This window comes from Proteus vulgaris (assembly GCF_011045815.1).
Lineage (GTDB): Bacteria > Pseudomonadota > Gammaproteobacteria > Enterobacterales > Enterobacteriaceae > Proteus > Proteus vulgaris_B.
Window position 1 is genome coordinate 4,175,801 of the sequence record NZ_CP047344.1, and the last position, 16,021, is coordinate 4,191,821.

Sequence of the window (16,021 nt, forward strand, 5' to 3'; positions counted from 1 at the left end):
ATCAAATCGAAGTATATACTCAGATGTATACTAATCTGGAGGTTGATGAGGGTTGAGTTAAACGATTGGCTGAATACTTTGAAGATGAAAACTGAAGAGCAACTGGGGGAATGGATCATTAGCAGGTTGATGAAGAACCGAGAGACTTGAGAGATTAATGGATGAATATGTGTCGTTTGGTTACTAGATGGAGTTGCTCATCTATCACTTTTCCATCTATTTAATACATAAACCCAATGTAATTGATTATGATTTATAATTATATTGGTTGACGGTATTACTTGGTTTTCTCTTTTTATAGTATAGATTTCATGCTGTCATTGATGACGTTTTTAAGGGCTTGAATGACCAATATTGAACAGCTTTTCATAAATGGCCTTGGTAATAAATTTTGGAAAACCACTCACAAGTTTCACGCTGATATCAATCCAGATAACTATAAGTATGTGGTTCTTGGTTTGATTTTTCGATACTCTCAAAGTCAGCCAGAAAGAACTGACTAAGCTATTTTCTGAAACCAGAAAGTTGTACAATTTTACGTAATACTATGATTTAACCTAAATCATTCAAGGAAAGCTAATTGCCGAAAATCATTACGCTGAAAAGATTATACTCTATGTATCTAAAGTGACACGCTGAAACATATAGAAAATTATTCTGCGGATCGGTTATAAAACAGTGGGCTGATGAAACCAACTATTTCCTCGACCAACTTGCATTTGATAAAGAAAAACAGGGTAATCGCGCTTACACACCAAAAAATATCATTGCTCTGAGTGTCAAAATGTTGCATCTATACAGCAGTCTCACACATGCTCTTGCAATGGCTTTCGAGCCAAGCAAAAAATCAGCAACTTATTATTAACATATCAAAAGGTGTACTATGTCAGAACAACTTACAGAAAATCAAAAAAAAATCAAAGATGAGCTAGAGATTGCTAGACAAAATATCAAGACAGACGGGTATTCAATGTCTATTGGTGAATTAATCAATTTATATAGAGATAATGACTTAAAATTAGACCCTGCTTTTCAACGTTTATTTCGTTGGGACGATGAGCAAAAAACAAAGCTAATAGAGTCTATTTTGATTGGTATTCCAATACCTGAAGTATTTGTTGCACAAAAAAATGATGGTACATGGCATGTTGTTGATGGAGTACAACGGCTCTCTACAATTTTACAGTTAACAGGAAATTTACCAAGTAAAGACATGTTAACCATGACATTATGCAAATATATCCCTTCCTTAAATGGAAAAACGTGGAATGACCTTCCTATTGAAACTCAAAGAGAATTTAAAAGAACAAAGTTAAAAATAAATATAATACTTACTCAGAATAGTGATGAAGCCCAATATGAGCTGTTCCAAAGATTAAATACAGGAGGGACATCTTTATCTGATCAAGAAGTTAGAAATTGTTTGATTCTTATGCTTAACCCTGATTTCTTTAAATCTATAAATGATTTAAAGGATTATCCTAATTTTAAAGATTGCCTAAAAATTGAAAAACATCAATTTGAGAAAGAATACCATATGGAGTTAATACTTCGTATGTTTATTGGTTATTTTGATAAAGTTGATTACGAAAGTTTCGGTCCATTAAGTTATCTAAAATTAAATGAATTTATAGATAAAGAAACTATAAATTTAATACGTAATGCGAACATTGAAGACTTTTCTGATAAATTCAAGAAAACATTTGATTTATTAAAAAACTCTTTAGGTGATAAGTCATTTCAAAAATATTATCCAGAAAAAAATGAATTCTCTGGAGCATTCAATGTATCTGTTTTTGAGATGTTAACTGTTGGTATTAGTTCCAATATTGACAACGTAGAAAACTTAGGAAAAACTCAGTTAGAGAGCTTGATTAAAGAATTATATAACAATGAAGGAATTCAACAGGCTTTAGCCCGTGGAGTTAAAGCTATCAGCCGTTTTAGAGACACAACAAGAATAGCAAGAGAATACTTTAAGGGGGGGCTTTGTGGCTAAGCTTACAGTAGAATCTTTTGTTGATTTAATAAATGAGGATTTATTATGGAGAAAAAAAGAAATTTCCGACCTTTTGTTTTTACATAATAATGAAAATAGTTTGCTAATCTTAAAGGCTGCTATTTTATTAATGTATTCTCATTGGGAGGGGTATGTAAAAAATATTTCAAAACAATATATTATACTTATCTCTGATCTCAATTTAGAGCTAAATAAATTAGGATTTAACTTTGAAGCGATTGATATTAAAGGAGACATCAGAGAGTGTTTTAAATCCAGTGATTCTCTAAATCTTATCAATGAAATTAATTTTTTAAAAAAAATCTATGATAATAATCGAAAAATATTTAAAATTTCATCCCAGTTTAAAAATGAAAAAGATAAGTCTATAATTAATACTAAAGACAATTTAAACATTCAAGTTTTTCAATCATTTTTAAAAATTATTGGGCTATATGAATTTGAACCTCTCAAGACAAGAATAGCATATATTGATGAAAAACTTCTAAACAATAGAAACATTATTTCTCATGGAAGTAAAATTCATCCCAGTTCAAATAATTTTCTTATTGATATACTGGAAATTAAAAAATTAAGAGACTTCATTATACTTATAATGGAATATTTGAGAGATGAGTTAATTTACTTTTCAGAGGAAAAACTTTTCCTTCATTCAAATTCAAATAAGATAATATCCAGATCAAATGATATAAACCTGAAATTAGAAAAAGCCATAAAGGAAATTTATCCTCATTCAGTATAAAATGCATCACCTGCTATGCGGGTGATTTAAAATTCTGATATAGGAATATCCTTAATTATACTTACCGTTAAATGCCTCATTCGAGCTCGATCATTTAAAAAATTATTAGTAGACTGTGATTTCAATATTTTCATGAGTTTTTTGCACTCTTCAAGCTTTCCACTCTTAGGCGTAATCACAATCATATGGTTCTCTACTGCAACAAACCCCTTAATATTAACTAAAGTTGCTGCTGCTCGGAATTTATCTGAAGGACTTGAGGTTCTTTTTACTAAAACAAAAGGTGCTTTTAAAACAGTACCTTTGAAACGTCTCACCTCAGTATTCATCTTAACGACTCCCCAAGTTGGGCAATTTTTAGGATAAAAATAAGGATATTCATAACCTTCATCAGGATCTCGATATGGAACTAATGGTCCTACCCTTACATCATATCTATCCGATAATTTAGAAGACTTCTCTATTTCTTTATACCATTTAATATCCTGTTCTGAATTGTTAACTATAGTCCCAGAGAGAACAAATACATCAACATCAGTTTTTAAATTAAATCGCCCCCAAATTTTACACTTAGCTTGAAGTGAACGACTAACAAATTCTCTGAAATCAGTATAACGAGTACCTGATCTTAAAACATCAGGCAAAATTGCGCTAACTTGACATTTTAATGGAAGTAATCGCAAATAAAAATCAAAAATAACCCCTGCTATATTCACATTACCTGTTTTCCAATAATTTTTACGGGGAGAAGGGCTATTAAAAAAAGGCGGATTAAAAATTACATGTGTTACTTCTGATAATTCATTTTCAGATAGAGTTAAAGCATTCCTGCATATAACATTATCTAAAAATAATAACGCATCGTGAATGCTACAATCCTTATATACACCTCTGCATAGTATTTCAACTATTATTCTTAACTTAGTCATATCAACGAGTGATTGATGGATATCATATCCCCTAAGAACTTTTCTCCACTTAACTAATGTTTGAGATAAAGTCGATTCTACACCCAATTGACGAGAGCAGGCTATTAATAGATTGCCCGCGCCACAAGTAGGATCTAAAACAACAGAATCAAAAGTAATAGGCTCCCTAAAAGAGCTAACTGTAGAAATAGCTAGCTTTGAACCTGTAAAAAAAATACCAGATTCCCTCATTTCTTTAATTGATAAGTACTCTCTCAGTTCCGAATCTATAGAATCCAGATCAACCATGTCTTTTAATACAGAAAGGTCTATAGCATCTTCATCTAATTCTAAATATTTAAGAACATTCGTATTACGTAAGCGTAGCTGATTCATAAGTTAAAACTGCAGTTATTTTTATAGAAATATATCATAAGACCATGAGTTTATCTATATCTATTAAACATAACAAAGTGATATAAAAGAAATAAAATATTAACTATTAATGAAATAACTGCAGTAACATTGTGTCAATTTTTTCTTTTAAAGATGAGTACTATAAGTACTGACTTATCTTCTTTATTCCCTCCAACTCATCCATATAATCTGCATACCACTGCATCATTTCTCTACGCCCATCCATATACTGAGCATGGTTATACGTGCCACGGATTGCATTCTTATCGATATGAGCAAGTTGTGTTTCTATCCAAGCGGAATTAAACCCTTTCTCATGCAAAATTGTACTCATGGTGTGGCGGAAGCCATGTCCTGTTAGCCTGCCTTTATATCCCAATAACTCAATAACCTGATTCACGCTTTCCTTACTGATCGGCTTTCTGTGGTCGTTACGGCCTATAAAAACAAGCTCATAATGCCCTGACAGTGGTTTGAGTGAATTAAATAGCTCGATCACCTGTTTAGATAATGGCACAACATGCGGGCGCTTCATTTTCATCACTTCAGCAGGTATCTCCCAAACCCCTTTTTCTAAATCAATATCCTGCCAACGAGCAAATCGGAGTTCTTGCGTCCTAACAGCAGTAAGTAAAATAATTTTTGTCGCTGTTTTGGTGATCATGCTCCCTGTATACCCTGCTAAATCCTTCAGAAAATAAGGCAGTTCTTCAGCGGTTAAGAATGGGAAATGTTGTTTCTTCGGAGGAGTTAATGCAGATGCAAGATCGGGTGCAGGGTTATATTCAGCTCGCCCCGTAATGATTGCGTATCTATAGACCTCACCGCAACGCTGGCGGACTTTGCGCATCTTTTCTAAGGCTCCGCGCTTTTCCATTTTACGCAAGGTTTCCAGCAGCTCTAGTGGCTTGATTTCAGCAATAGGACGCTTACCAATATAAGGAAAGATATCTTTTTCAAAGGTATCAATAATTTCATCACGATAACGCAGTGACCAGCGATCTGCTTTAGACTTATGCCATTCACGGGCAATGGCTTCAAAGGTATTACCCGTATTCAGTTTTTGAATCGCCTTCTCTTCTTTTTTGATTTCTCCGGGATCACCACCAGCAGCTAGAGTCTTTTTTGCTTGGTTTCTCATTTCACGTGCTTCAGCAAGTGTCACGATAGGAAATACACCGAAAGCTAATCTTTTTTCTTTACCACCAAAGCGATACTTCATTCTCCAGTAGCGTGAGCCTTTAGCGGTAACTTCAAGATATAAACCACCACCATCAAAGAGTTTATATGACTTCTCTTTAGGCTTTGCAGTCTCGACCTGACGGGCGGTTAATGTCATTGGGGGCACCTCATTTTTGGGTGAATTTTTAATGCCCCCTGATATGCCCCCAAAAACCTATTGATGTAGGTTGACCTTGGTTGACATCAGGAGACTGAAAAGTGTATTAATAGCTGATATTATAAGGGATTAGTTGAGTCTTGTGGAGTTGTATTGAACTTGAGTGGCGGAAGATCACAGGAGTCGAACCTGCCAAGGACCGCTGGCGGCCCCATCTGGATTTGAAGTCCAGCCGCCCCACCGGGGACGATGATCTTCCATTTTTGAATGGGTCAAAAGGAAATAACGGGATGATTATACGCTGAATTATTTTTAATCCCAAGTGCATCAAATCAATAAAACCCCTTTCAAATAAAATAATCCCGTTTTTGAGTAAAACTTCGGATAATTACCGCGATACTATTGAACTTATACAGTTTCATCCTCATCTTACTATCTATAACGAATAAACTCAGTGGTGTTTTTTACGTCACTGCAAACCAAAATACAGGATGTTTTTTATGTCAAATCCATTACTTAGCACAACGGGATTACCTGCATTTTCCCAGATCAAACCAGAACATGTTGTTCCTGCATTAAAAGAAGTGTTAACAACTTACCGTGAAACAGTTGAAAAATTACTGGCTGAAAATACTCAATTTAACTGGGATAACCTTTGCCAACCATTAGCAGAAGCGGGCGATAAACTTTCTCGTGTTTGGTCTCCAGTCAGCCATTTAAACTCTGTCAAAAATAGTGCTGAACTACGTGAAGCCTATGAGCAAAGTTTACCATTGCTGTCTGAATTCAGTACATGGATGGGACAACATGAAGGCTTATATCAAGCTTATAAATCAATTAAAGAAAGTGCTAATTTTAATGCATTAACTCAACCTCAAAAAAAAGCGATTGAAAACGCATTACGTGACTTTGAATTATCAGGTATCGGCTTACCCAAAGAGAAACAACAGCGTTTTGGTGAAATCAGCGCGCGTATGTCTGAGCTAGGCGCTAAATATGGAAATAACGTATTAGATGCAACGATGGGTTGGTCTAAACTAATCACTGATGTAGAAGATTTATCCGGTATGCCTCAAAGTGCTATTGATGCTGCAAAAGCTATCGCACAAGCCAAAGAGCAAGACGGCTACCTATTAACGCTTGATATGCCAAGCTATCTGCCTGTCATGACATATGCTGATAATCGTGAACTAAGAAAAGAGATGAGTATCGCTTATAGTACGCGAGCCTCTGATCAAGGCCCAAATGCAGGTCAGTGGGATAACAGCGAAATTATCGCTGAGATCCTTGCATTACGCCACGAACTCGCTCAACTCCTTGGTTTCAAAAATTACGCTGAAAAGTCACTCGCCACTAAAATGGCAGAGTCTCCAGAACAAGTCCTTAGTTTTTTAACTGACTTAGCACAACGCGCTCACCCACAAGGTAAAGAAGAGTTAGCTGAACTCACCCAATTTGCAAAAGAGCACTATGGTGTTGATAAATTAGAATCATGGGATTTGGCTTACTACAGCGAAAAACAGAAACAACACCTGTTCTCAATCGATGATGAGCAACTGCGTCCTTACTTCCCTGAACAACGTGCTTTAAGTGGCTTATTTGAAGTTGTTCATCGTATCTATGGTTTAACAGCTAAAGAGCGTAACGACATCGACACTTGGCATGATGATGTTCGTTTCTTTGAGCTTTACGATGAAAGTAACACCTTGCGCGGTAGCTTCTATCTTGATTTGTATGCACGTGAACACAAACGTGGTGGTGCTTGGATGGATGACTGCATGGGAAGAATGCGTCATGCCGATGGCAAGCTACAAAACCCTGTTGCTTATCTCACCTGTAACTTCAATAAACCTGTAGGTGATAAACCTGCACTGTTTACTCATAACGAAGTCACCACTCTGTTCCATGAGTTTGGTCATGGCTTACATCATATGTTAACGCAAATTGATACTGCTGATGTTGCTGGTATTAACGGTGTGCCATGGGATGCGGTTGAATTACCAAGCCAGTTTATGGAAAACTGGTGCTGGGAGCCAGAAGCATTAGCCTTTATTTCGGGTCATTATGAAACTGGTGAGCCATTACCACAGGCAATGCTTGATAATATGCTTAAAGCAAAAAATTATCAGTCTGCAATGTTTGTGTTACGTCAACTAGAATTTGGTCTATTTGATTTCCGTTTACATGCAGAATATGACCCAGCAAAAGGGGCGCGTGTAATGGAAACCTTAACCAGTGTGAAAGATCAAGTATCTGTCGTTCCGTCAACACCTTGGGCTCGTTTTCCTCATGCCTTTAGCCATATATTTGCAGGTGGTTATGCCGCAGGTTATTACAGCTATTTATGGGCTGATGTGCTTGCAGCGGATGCCTTCTCTCGTTTCTCTGAAGAAGGGATTTTTAACCGCGAAACAGGCCAATCATTCCTAGATAATATTTTAACTCGTGGCGGTTCTGAAGAGCCAATGGAACTGTTCAAACGCTTCCGTGGTCGTGAGCCAAAACTTGATGCTATGCTTAAAGGCTACGGCATTAAAGGATGATATGTGAATATCTGTTTACTTTGTGAAGAAGGCGCTGATAACAGCGCCTTATCTGATTTAGCGCAACGTTGGGGATTAATTCACGACGAAACGCAAACAATGGCTTTAGTGTTAACACCAACTCACCTTGAATTACGCAAACAAGATGAACCTAAACTAGGTGGCATCTATGTTGATTTCGTAGAGGGTACCATGGCGCATCGTCGTAAATTTGGCGGTGGTCGAGGTGAAGCGGTGGCAAAAGCAGTTGGGATCAAAAAAGACTACCTGCCTGATGTAATTGATGCAACCGCTGGACTTGGTCGTGATGCGTTTGTCTTAGCGTCTATTGGTTGCAAAGTCAGAATGGTAGAGCGTCACCCCGTGGTTGCTGCATTACTTGAGGATGGCTTAAAACGTGCTTATCTCGATGCTAACATTGGCGAATGGATGCAAGAGAGAATGACGTTAATTCATGCTTCTTCTGCCCAAGCACTCACTGAGATCACGCCTCCTCCTGATGTTGTCTATCTTGATCCGATGTACCCACATAAAGCAAAAAGCGCATTAGTAAAAAAAGAGATGCGAGTGTTCCAATCTTTAGTCGGTGCTGATGAAGATGCAGATGCCCTGCTAGAACCCGCAATGACTTTGGCAAAAAAACGTGTTGTCGTAAAACGTCCTGATTATGCTGAGCCATTAAATAATCAGCCTGCACATGCCAATATAACAACAAAAAATCACCGTTTTGATATTTACCCTTGTGTGTAAACACTGACATACAAGGATAAAGAAATTAGTTTGAGATCTGACGGGTGTTAAACACCCGTTCAGAATCAATGAGATTTACAGCACACCTTGGGCCAGCATTGCATCCGCAACTTTGACAAAGCCTGCAATATTCGCACCTTGAATATAATTAGTCTGCTTACCTTCACCACCGTAATTCACACAAGCATGGTGAATATCTAACATAATGTGATGTAAGCGAGCATCCACTTTTTCGGCTTTCCAGCTTAAACGTGCCGCATTCTGCGCCATCTCTAAACCAGAGGTTGCAACCCCTCCCGCATTGGCAGCTTTTCCTGGTGCAAAAAGGACACCTGCTTCGATAAAGGCATCTGTTGCTGCAATCGTTGTTGGCATATTCGCACCTTCAGCAACGGCTTTAACGCCATTTTTTATCAAGACTTTTGCCGCCTCTATATCTAATTCATTTTGTGTTGCACAAGGTAGAGCAATATCAACAGGAACAGCCCAAGGTTGTTGCCCTTCAAGATAGGTTAAACCAAATTCTTTCGCATACTCTTCAACACGACCATAATTATTTTTAATTTCAGTTAAACGTGCGAGTTTTTCAGTAGTAAATCCGGCTTCATCAACAACCGTACCACCTGAATCGGATGCTGTGATAACCTTAGCGCCTAGCTCTAAGCATTTTTCGATAGTGAATTGCGCTACATTACCTGCACCAGAAACTGCCACACGCATCCCCTCAAGAGACATACCATGACGTTTAAGCATCGCGTTAGTAAAGTAAACTAAACCATATCCAGTGGCTTCTGGGCGGATTAAACTGCCTCCGAATGAAAGGCCTTTGCCTGTAAATACACATTCATTACTATTAGACAGTTTTTTCATCATGCCTGCCATAAAGCCAACTTCACGCGCGCCCACACCAATATCTCCTGCTGGAACATCTGTGTTAGCCCCTAAATGACGATAAAGTTCAGTCATTAAAGCCTGACAAAAACGCATGACTTCCCCATGGCTTTTGCCTTTAGGATTAAAGTCAGAGCCACCTTTCGCGCCACCCATTGGTAATGTCGTTAAGGCGTTTTTAAATGTTTGCTCAAACCCTAAGAATTTTAGGATAGAGAGATTCACAGAAGGATGAAAACGCATACCACCTTTGTAAGGCCCGATAGCTGAGTTAAATTGGATACGCCATGCACGGTTAACTTGCACTTGCCCTTTATCATCTAACCAACAAACGCGAAACTGAATAATACGTTCAGGCTCAACTAAGCGCTCAAGTAATGATTGTTCACGATATTGTGGGTTTTTTTCTAAAAAAGGCCACAAAGTGGTAAAAACTTCACGAACAGCCTGATGATACTCAGGTTGATGAGCGTTATATTTTTCTACCCCTTCTAAAAACGAAGACAATGAGCCAGATATATTCATTCCGCTATTCCTTTTTTGTGTAATGTGATGTTGGCATAACCTCATTTATTCGGAATATTTTTGGGTTTTGTGAGGTTGATGTTGTTTTGCTTCTTGAATATATCATTAAAATACATTCACACTTCAAGACATTTTTTTCATAATTAGACAAAAAAAAAAGGTTGACTCCACTTAACAGCAGGAAAAATAGGAATTTTAGACAAAAAAATACCTGCATAAGCAGGCATTTTTTTTGCTTAAACAAGCAAGCGATTATTCTTCATCATCTTTCAGAGGAACAATTAACATATCAACATGCACAGTATTAATTAATTGACGTGCTGATGACATCAATTTGCTCCAGAAGTCTTGGTGATGACCGCAAACAACTAAATCCATATCGTATTTTTTAATCGCATCAACCAGAACTTGGCCTAAATCACCGCTACCACTCAAGGTTTCCTGAATTTCATAACCTGATTTATCTGAGAGGTCTTTTAACGCGTTACGGGTTTCATCAGTAATACGTTGTTGCATATCACCGAGGTTGACATCAATTAGACCGGTATAAAGATCAGAATAGTTAACATCAACGTGAATTAAGGAAACTTTGGCATTATAGGGTTTTGCCATAGATACAGCTTTCTGTACTAAGACGTTACTCTCAGGGGATAAATCAACTGCCACTAGAATATGCTTATAAGCCATCGTAAACTCCTTCCATAAGCTGATTAATCGGTTGGAAAGGCGGTTAAGCCTAAATCCTATATATTAAATATAACGTTTTAAGATGAAAATTAGATGTCGTCTTGATCACAACTTATGTCAAATTCATCAAGAAAGCATCTATCGATAAATAACAATATACACCATTTTAGATTATCACGATGTCATTCACCGACAATATCATCATAATAATGAGAATTGAGTATAAAAAACAACAAAAACACCCTTTTAGAGTTATTTTTTATCCATTTTTTTGAAAAAGGAAACAACTTGAACACGTCACTTTTGTTTATTGCTTAATTTCACCTAAACTTAAATAAGAGAAAAAATAACCTCTATGGGTAAAGGTTTTCTCATCTCTGAATCTATTATTCTAGGGAGGGGATTATGTTTAATGTCATTGTTATCTTTTGGGCGCTCTGTATTCTTTGCCTGATTAATATGATGCGTTATTTTTCATCTATTCGGGTGTTACTCACAATACTGCGCCAATCTGATCCGTTACTCTATCAATCAGTAGATGGTAATGGGTTTTTTACTATGCATGGGCAATTTTCAAAACAATTGCGACTTATCCGCTACATCAACCAACGCCAATATACCAACCATCATAATCCTGAAGTGATTATGCGTTGCGAGCGAATTTATCGACAATTTTATCTTGTTAGCCGTTTTTGTATTTTGGCTGTAGCAAGTTTAATTGCGATGCTTATTTGGTAGGCGACAAAAACAAAAAAACGGTGACTAAAAGTCACCGTTTATAAACAAACTTGGGTAGTTTATTGTTTATCAGCCATTCACAATGAATGTCAGTGATATCCAATAAAGTAAACCTGATAAACCAATGCTAACTGGTAATGTTAAGATCCAAGCAAGTCCGATATTTTTTATCGTCTTCGATTGAACTCCACCACCATCTACAATCATTGTACCTGCAACGGCAGATGACAAAACTTGTGTTGTTGATACAGGCATACCCGTATAACTTGCGACACCAATGGACACTGCTGCTGTTACTTGAGCAGAAACCCCTTGAGCATAAGTCATACCTTTTTTACCAATTTTTTCACCAATCGTTACTGCAACACGTTTCCAACCTACCATTGTCCCAATAGAGAGCGCTAATGCCACTGCAACAATGATCCAAATCGGTGCATATTCCACAGTGTTTAGCAGGTCACGACTCAATGTTTTTAAGAACCGTGCATCTTGGGCGCTAGTTTCAGGTAATTTAGCCACTTCTGTTGCGGTATCAGCGATACACATTAGTAATCGACGCATTTGAGCACGCTGGTCTGCTGTTAGTTCATCATAAGAACTAATATTTGCCAGCATTTGTTCTGTTTGATTCAGAACAATTGGCGTTCTCGCGCTGTTACAATGGAAATCGGTATCACTAGGATCAGTTTGTGCTGACACTCCTGGTGTATTTTCGATAGCATGCTGTAATGCTGGCTGATGCTTCTCATAATACTGCTGTAAGTGCACAACGGCATCATGTGTTTTGGTGATATCGTACCCGCTAGCACTCATATTGACGACAAAGCCCGCAGGCGCCACGCCAATTAATACCAACATGATAAGACCGATACCTTTCTGCCCATCATTTGCACCATGAGAAAAACTGACCCCAACCGCAGATAAAATCAGTGCAGTACGAGTCCAAAATGGTGGCTTACGCTTACCATCTTGTTTTTCACGTTCAGCTGGTGTCAGGTGAATACGACGACGTTTTTTCGTACCACTCCAGTAACGGCGCAGTAAGAAAATCATCGCGCCCGCAATAACCAAGCCGATAATTGGAGAAAGAATGAGAGATAGGAAGATACTGATCATTTTTGGAATGTTTAACGCATCAACGATAGACGAATCTGTCACGATAGCATTTGTTAAACCAATACCAATGATAGCACCTATCAGCGTATGTGAACTTGATGCTGGAATACCGAAATACCATGTACCTAAGTTCCAGATAATGGCAGCTAACAGCAACGAGAAGACCATAGCAAGGCCATGACCTGAGCTCACATTCAGCAGAAGATCTGTCGGTAACAAGTGAACGATAGCATAAGCTACGCTCAAACCACCGAGCAAAACTCCAAGGAAGTTAAATACACCCGCCATCACGACCGCAAATTGCGCACGCATAGCACGAGTATAGATAACAGTTGCTACCGCATTTGCGGTATCATGGAAGCCGTTAATAGCTTCATAAAATAGCACAAAAAGCAGTGCTAAAACCAACATTAAACCTGTATGAAATTCTAGGTCAGTAAACAAATGTAGCATAGACGTTAAGCCAGTTAGTTGGACATGAACGCGGCGCATTATCAGCGACAAATGCGAACGGTGGAAGCGAAATTTAACCTTTTTTTGATTTGATAACCAAGAAAATCAGAGCCTTTTTAAGATAATTCCTTATATATCATTTAATTAATAAAAATAAAAAAAAAGTAAATTTCTGACAATTTTTTCCTTGCTAATACGAATTTAGGTGAAAAATGCAGATTTCTCCATATAATTTTACAAAAATACTCTGATCTTACGCGAAAATCATTGATTAAGTAGTCAGAGAAAACCAAGAACGAGACATCATTGTGGGATCATACGATACAGTAATTATAGGTGCAGGTGCCGCGGGGCTTTTTTGTGCGTCTTTAGCAGGACAAGCAGGATTATCTGTTTTAGTGCTAGATAACGGTAAAAAAGTAGGTCGAAAAATTCTTATGTCAGGAGGCGGTCGTTGCAATTTTACCAATATGTATATTGAGCCTTCAGCCTATTTATCAGAGAATCCTCATTTTTGTAAGTCAGCACTTGCTCGCTATACGCAATGGGATTTTATTGAGTTAGTGCAAAAACATAACATTGCCTATCATGAGAAAACATTAGGCCAACTCTTTTGTGATGATTCAGCACAGCAAATTGTGGATTTATTACTTGCTGAGTGTCAAAAAGGAAAAGTGAGTGTTCGCTTACGTAGCGAGGTAACGTTAATCGAGAAAAAAAATGAAAACTTCACTGTTTTTGTTGATGGAAAAGCAATTGTGACCTCTTCTGTTGTCATTGCCAGTGGTGGGCTTTCTATGCCCGGTTTAGGCGCTACTCCTTTTGGCTATAAAGTCGCAGAACAATTTGGTCTTCCTGTTTTACCCACTCGTGCAGGCTTAGTGCCTTTTACACTGCATAAACCTCAGCTTGAGCAATTTAGCCAACTATCAGGCGTTGCTGTACCCGCTATTGTGACAGCAAAAAGTGGAACGAGTTTTAAAGAAAACATTCTTTTTACTCACAGAGGCCTTTCAGGGCCAGCTATTTTGCAAATCTCTAGTTATTGGCAACCTGGAGAGTATGTAAGTATTAACTTACTTCCGAATATTGATCTTGAAAACCTTCTACAAGAAAAACGCCAAGAGCACCCAAATCAATCATTAAAAAACACATTATCTCGCTTATTACCAAAGCGTTTTATAGAAATAATGATAGAAAATAAACAGTTACCTGATGTTCCCCTCACTCAACTTAGCAATGAACGTATTACTCAAATTGCAGTGTTGCTACAAGAATGGCAAGTTCAGCCTAATGGCACTGAAGGATATCGTACTGCGGAAGTCACTCTAGGTGGCGTAGATACTCGAGCCCTCTCCTCTAAAACAATGGAAGCCACTAAAGTAAAAGGACTCTATTTCATTGGTGAAGTAGTGGATGTAACAGGTTGGTTAGGTGGATATAACTTCCAATGGGCATGGAGTTCGGCGTATGCCTGTGCTCAGAGCCTTATTTCAACACCAAAATCAACGTTTTCTGAGTAATATGTACCAATATTAAAGTTATAAATATTGGTTTTATAATTCTATAAACTTATAAGTTATACATAACAAAACCCAGTTATCATCAATCAGTGATAGCTGGATTTTGTTTTATCCCTTAATAGCGGCTCAAAATGGCTCATATCCCTTCTTTTATTCTGGTTTTATAGCGCAATTATTGTCCTTCTCCCTATGAATAACCTTATAAAAAATATTGTTAACTATTTGGTTATATTACTATTTTAAAAAATTATTAAAATAAAACGACTCGTTAATCAGTAAGTTAAAAGCTTTTCATTGCTTTTTTCTATATTGCTTAAAAAAAAGGCTTTACAAATGATACTGAGAACCATTATCATCAATAACACTTTCAGACGCACCACCTTCAGGGTGATATGAAAGAACGACATTGCTCACATTGCTTCCAGTGTTTTATTTAGCCAGCCGGGTGCTGGCTTTTTTCTTTTCTAAAACTTATTCGATGTTCTTGTTTCTCTTTATTCAAATTATTTGGATCTTCAGGTTAAATTCCTCCGCTTTTCTACTTTGTGCTATTGCGTAAACTGTGTTCAACAACTGATGAGAAGGAAACACATAATGATTTATCTACGCAAAGCAAATGAAAGAGGACACGCTAATCATGGTTGGCTAGATAGCTGGCATACCTTCTCTTTCGCAAACTATTACGATCGTGATTTTATGGGATTTTCTGCATTACGCGTGATTAATGAAGATCGCGTAATACCTGGTGAAGGCTTTGGTACTCACCCTCATAAAGACATGGAAATATTAACCTATGTGCTTGAAGGTAATATCGAGCACAAAGACAGTATGGGTAATAAAGAAAATGTTCCTGCTGGTGAGTTTCAAATAATGAGTGCAGGTACAGGGATCACCCATTCAGAATATAATCCGAATAGTGATCAAGGGCTACATTTCTACCAAATTTGGATTATGCCAAATACTGTCGGTATCACACCACGCTACGATCAACGTCGTTTTGATACAACAGTAAGTAAACAACTTATTTTGTCGCCAGATGCCCGTGATGGCTCTTTAAAAGTCTTCCAAGATATGACGTTATGGCGTTGGAATTTGAAAAAAGGTGAAGAAGTTCAATACGACATTGAAGCTGGGCGAAATGTTTGGCTACAAGTGGTAAAAGGTAAAATAACCATTAATGACACTATTGCGACCACCAGTGATGGTGTAGCAATCGCAAACGAAGATATTATTCGTTTCGTAGGTGATGAAGACAGCGAAGTTTTATTGTTTGATTTACCTCCAGTAACAGCATAGTTGGGTTACCACCCTCTAAAGTCACTTTTTCTCTAATAATCTATTTCACTTTGTTTTCTTTTTTTATCCCCTG

Annotated in this window: 12 protein-coding genes and 1 tRNA gene; 7 read left to right on the forward strand and 6 right to left on the reverse strand. The window is 37.5% G+C overall.

All coding sequences use genetic code 11. The features are described from left to right. Nucleotides 1-883: 883 nt before the first annotated feature. Both GTH24_RS19545 and GTH24_RS19550 read left to right on the forward strand, forming a co-directional pair. Nucleotides 884-1,999, forward strand: coding sequence for a DUF262 domain-containing protein (locus GTH24_RS19545; RefSeq protein WP_164526871.1), 1,116 nt, complete (start codon nucleotides 884-886; stop codon nucleotides 1,997-1,999). Beyond that, on the forward strand, nucleotides 1,992-2,762 hold the full coding sequence (locus GTH24_RS19550) for an MAE_28990/MAE_18760 family HEPN-like nuclease (protein WP_164526872.1): 771 nt from the start codon (nucleotides 1,992-1,994) through the stop codon (nucleotides 2,760-2,762). Before GTH24_RS19545 ends, GTH24_RS19550 begins: the two co-directional genes overlap by 8 nt. A gap of 26 nt (nucleotides 2,763-2,788) precedes the next feature. On the opposite strand, the gene GTH24_RS19555 is transcribed toward GTH24_RS19550, so the two are convergent. From GTH24_RS19555 to GTH24_RS19565, 3 genes are all read right to left on the reverse strand, one after another. After that, nucleotides 2,789-4,066, reverse strand: a complete 1,278-nt coding sequence (locus GTH24_RS19555) for an SAM-dependent DNA methyltransferase (RefSeq protein WP_164526873.1) — start codon at nucleotides 4,064-4,066, stop codon at nucleotides 2,789-2,791. A gap of 160 nt (nucleotides 4,067-4,226) precedes the next feature. Then, complete coding sequence (locus GTH24_RS19560) at nucleotides 4,227-5,426, reverse strand: tyrosine-type recombinase/integrase (protein ID WP_164526874.1); 1,200 nt, start codon at nucleotides 5,424-5,426, stop codon at nucleotides 4,227-4,229. Nucleotides 5,427-5,590: 164 nt separating this feature from the next. After that, nucleotides 5,591-5,685: transfer RNA gene (locus GTH24_RS19565), tRNA-Sec, on the reverse strand. Nucleotides 5,686-5,926: 241 nt separating this feature from the next. Between GTH24_RS19565 and prlC the strand changes: the two genes are divergently transcribed. Further along, nucleotides 5,927-7,969 (forward strand): oligopeptidase A, encoded by a 2,043-nt coding sequence (prlC, locus tag GTH24_RS19570; RefSeq protein WP_164526875.1) that lies wholly within the window; start codon nucleotides 5,927-5,929, stop codon nucleotides 7,967-7,969. A 3-nt stretch (nucleotides 7,970-7,972) separates the two neighbouring features. Beyond that, nucleotides 7,973-8,719, forward strand: coding sequence for a 16S rRNA (guanine(1516)-N(2))-methyltransferase RsmJ (rsmJ, locus tag GTH24_RS19575; protein WP_072068943.1), 747 nt, complete (start codon nucleotides 7,973-7,975; stop codon nucleotides 8,717-8,719). A 75-nt stretch (nucleotides 8,720-8,794) separates the two neighbouring features. Here the strand turns inward: rsmJ and gdhA are convergent, their stop codons facing one another. Both gdhA and uspA read right to left on the reverse strand, forming a co-directional pair. After that, nucleotides 8,795-10,135 (reverse strand): NADP-specific glutamate dehydrogenase, encoded by a 1,341-nt coding sequence (gene gdhA / locus GTH24_RS19580; RefSeq protein ID WP_072068944.1) that lies wholly within the window; start codon nucleotides 10,133-10,135, stop codon nucleotides 8,795-8,797. 252 nt (nucleotides 10,136-10,387) lie between these two features. Continuing rightward, the gene (gene uspA / locus GTH24_RS19585; RefSeq protein WP_072068945.1) at nucleotides 10,388-10,822 is read right to left on the reverse strand and encodes a universal stress protein UspA; all 435 of its coding nucleotides are present in this window, start codon (nucleotides 10,820-10,822) and stop codon (nucleotides 10,388-10,390) included. A 405-nt stretch (nucleotides 10,823-11,227) separates the two neighbouring features. On the opposite strand from uspA, the gene uspB reads away from it, so the two are divergent. Next, nucleotides 11,228-11,560 (forward strand): universal stress protein UspB, encoded by a 333-nt coding sequence (gene uspB, locus GTH24_RS19590; RefSeq protein WP_072068946.1) that lies wholly within the window; start codon nucleotides 11,228-11,230, stop codon nucleotides 11,558-11,560. Between the two features lie 69 nt (nucleotides 11,561-11,629). On the opposite strand, the gene pitA is transcribed toward uspB, so the two are convergent. After that, nucleotides 11,630-13,129 carry an inorganic phosphate transporter PitA gene (gene pitA, locus GTH24_RS19595; protein WP_072068947.1) on the reverse strand — a complete coding sequence of 500 codons (1,500 nt, stop codon included), beginning with the start codon at nucleotides 13,127-13,129 and terminating at the stop codon, nucleotides 11,630-11,632. Nucleotides 13,130-13,437: 308 nt separating this feature from the next. On the opposite strand from pitA, the gene GTH24_RS19600 reads away from it, so the two are divergent. Continuing rightward, nucleotides 13,438-14,652, forward strand: coding sequence for an NAD(P)/FAD-dependent oxidoreductase (locus GTH24_RS19600; RefSeq protein ID WP_164526876.1), 1,215 nt, complete (start codon nucleotides 13,438-13,440; stop codon nucleotides 14,650-14,652). Between the two features lie 594 nt (nucleotides 14,653-15,246). Beyond that, complete coding sequence (locus GTH24_RS19605; RefSeq protein WP_072068948.1) at nucleotides 15,247-15,948, forward strand: pirin family protein; 702 nt, start codon at nucleotides 15,247-15,249, stop codon at nucleotides 15,946-15,948. Nucleotides 15,949-16,021: the final 73 nt, after the last annotated feature.

Excerpts from the sequence above, each read along its gene's own strand:
- GTH24_RS19545 (WP_164526871.1), top strand. The coding sequence starts at position 884 with ATGTCAGAACAACTTACAGAAAATCAAAAAAAAATCAAAGATGAGCTA.
- GTH24_RS19555 (WP_164526873.1), bottom strand. The coding sequence starts at position 4,066 with ATGAATCAGCTACGCTTACGTAATACGAATGTTCTTAAATATTTAGAA.
- GTH24_RS19560 (WP_164526874.1), bottom strand. The coding sequence starts at position 5,426 with ATGACATTAACCGCCCGTCAGGTCGAGACTGCAAAGCCTAAAGAGAAG.
- prlC (WP_164526875.1), top strand. The coding sequence starts at position 5,927 with ATGTCAAATCCATTACTTAGCACAACGGGATTACCTGCATTTTCCCAG.
- gdhA (WP_072068944.1), bottom strand. The coding sequence starts at position 10,135 with ATGAATATATCTGGCTCATTGTCTTCGTTTTTAGAAGGGGTAGAAAAA.
- uspA (WP_072068945.1), bottom strand. The coding sequence starts at position 10,822 with ATGGCTTATAAGCATATTCTAGTGGCAGTTGATTTATCCCCTGAGAGT.
- uspB (WP_072068946.1), top strand. The coding sequence starts at position 11,228 with ATGTTTAATGTCATTGTTATCTTTTGGGCGCTCTGTATTCTTTGCCTG.
- pitA (WP_072068947.1), bottom strand. The coding sequence starts at position 13,129 with ATGCTACATTTGTTTACTGACCTAGAATTTCATACAGGTTTAATGTTG.
- GTH24_RS19605 (WP_072068948.1), top strand. The coding sequence starts at position 15,247 with ATGATTTATCTACGCAAAGCAAATGAAAGAGGACACGCTAATCATGGT.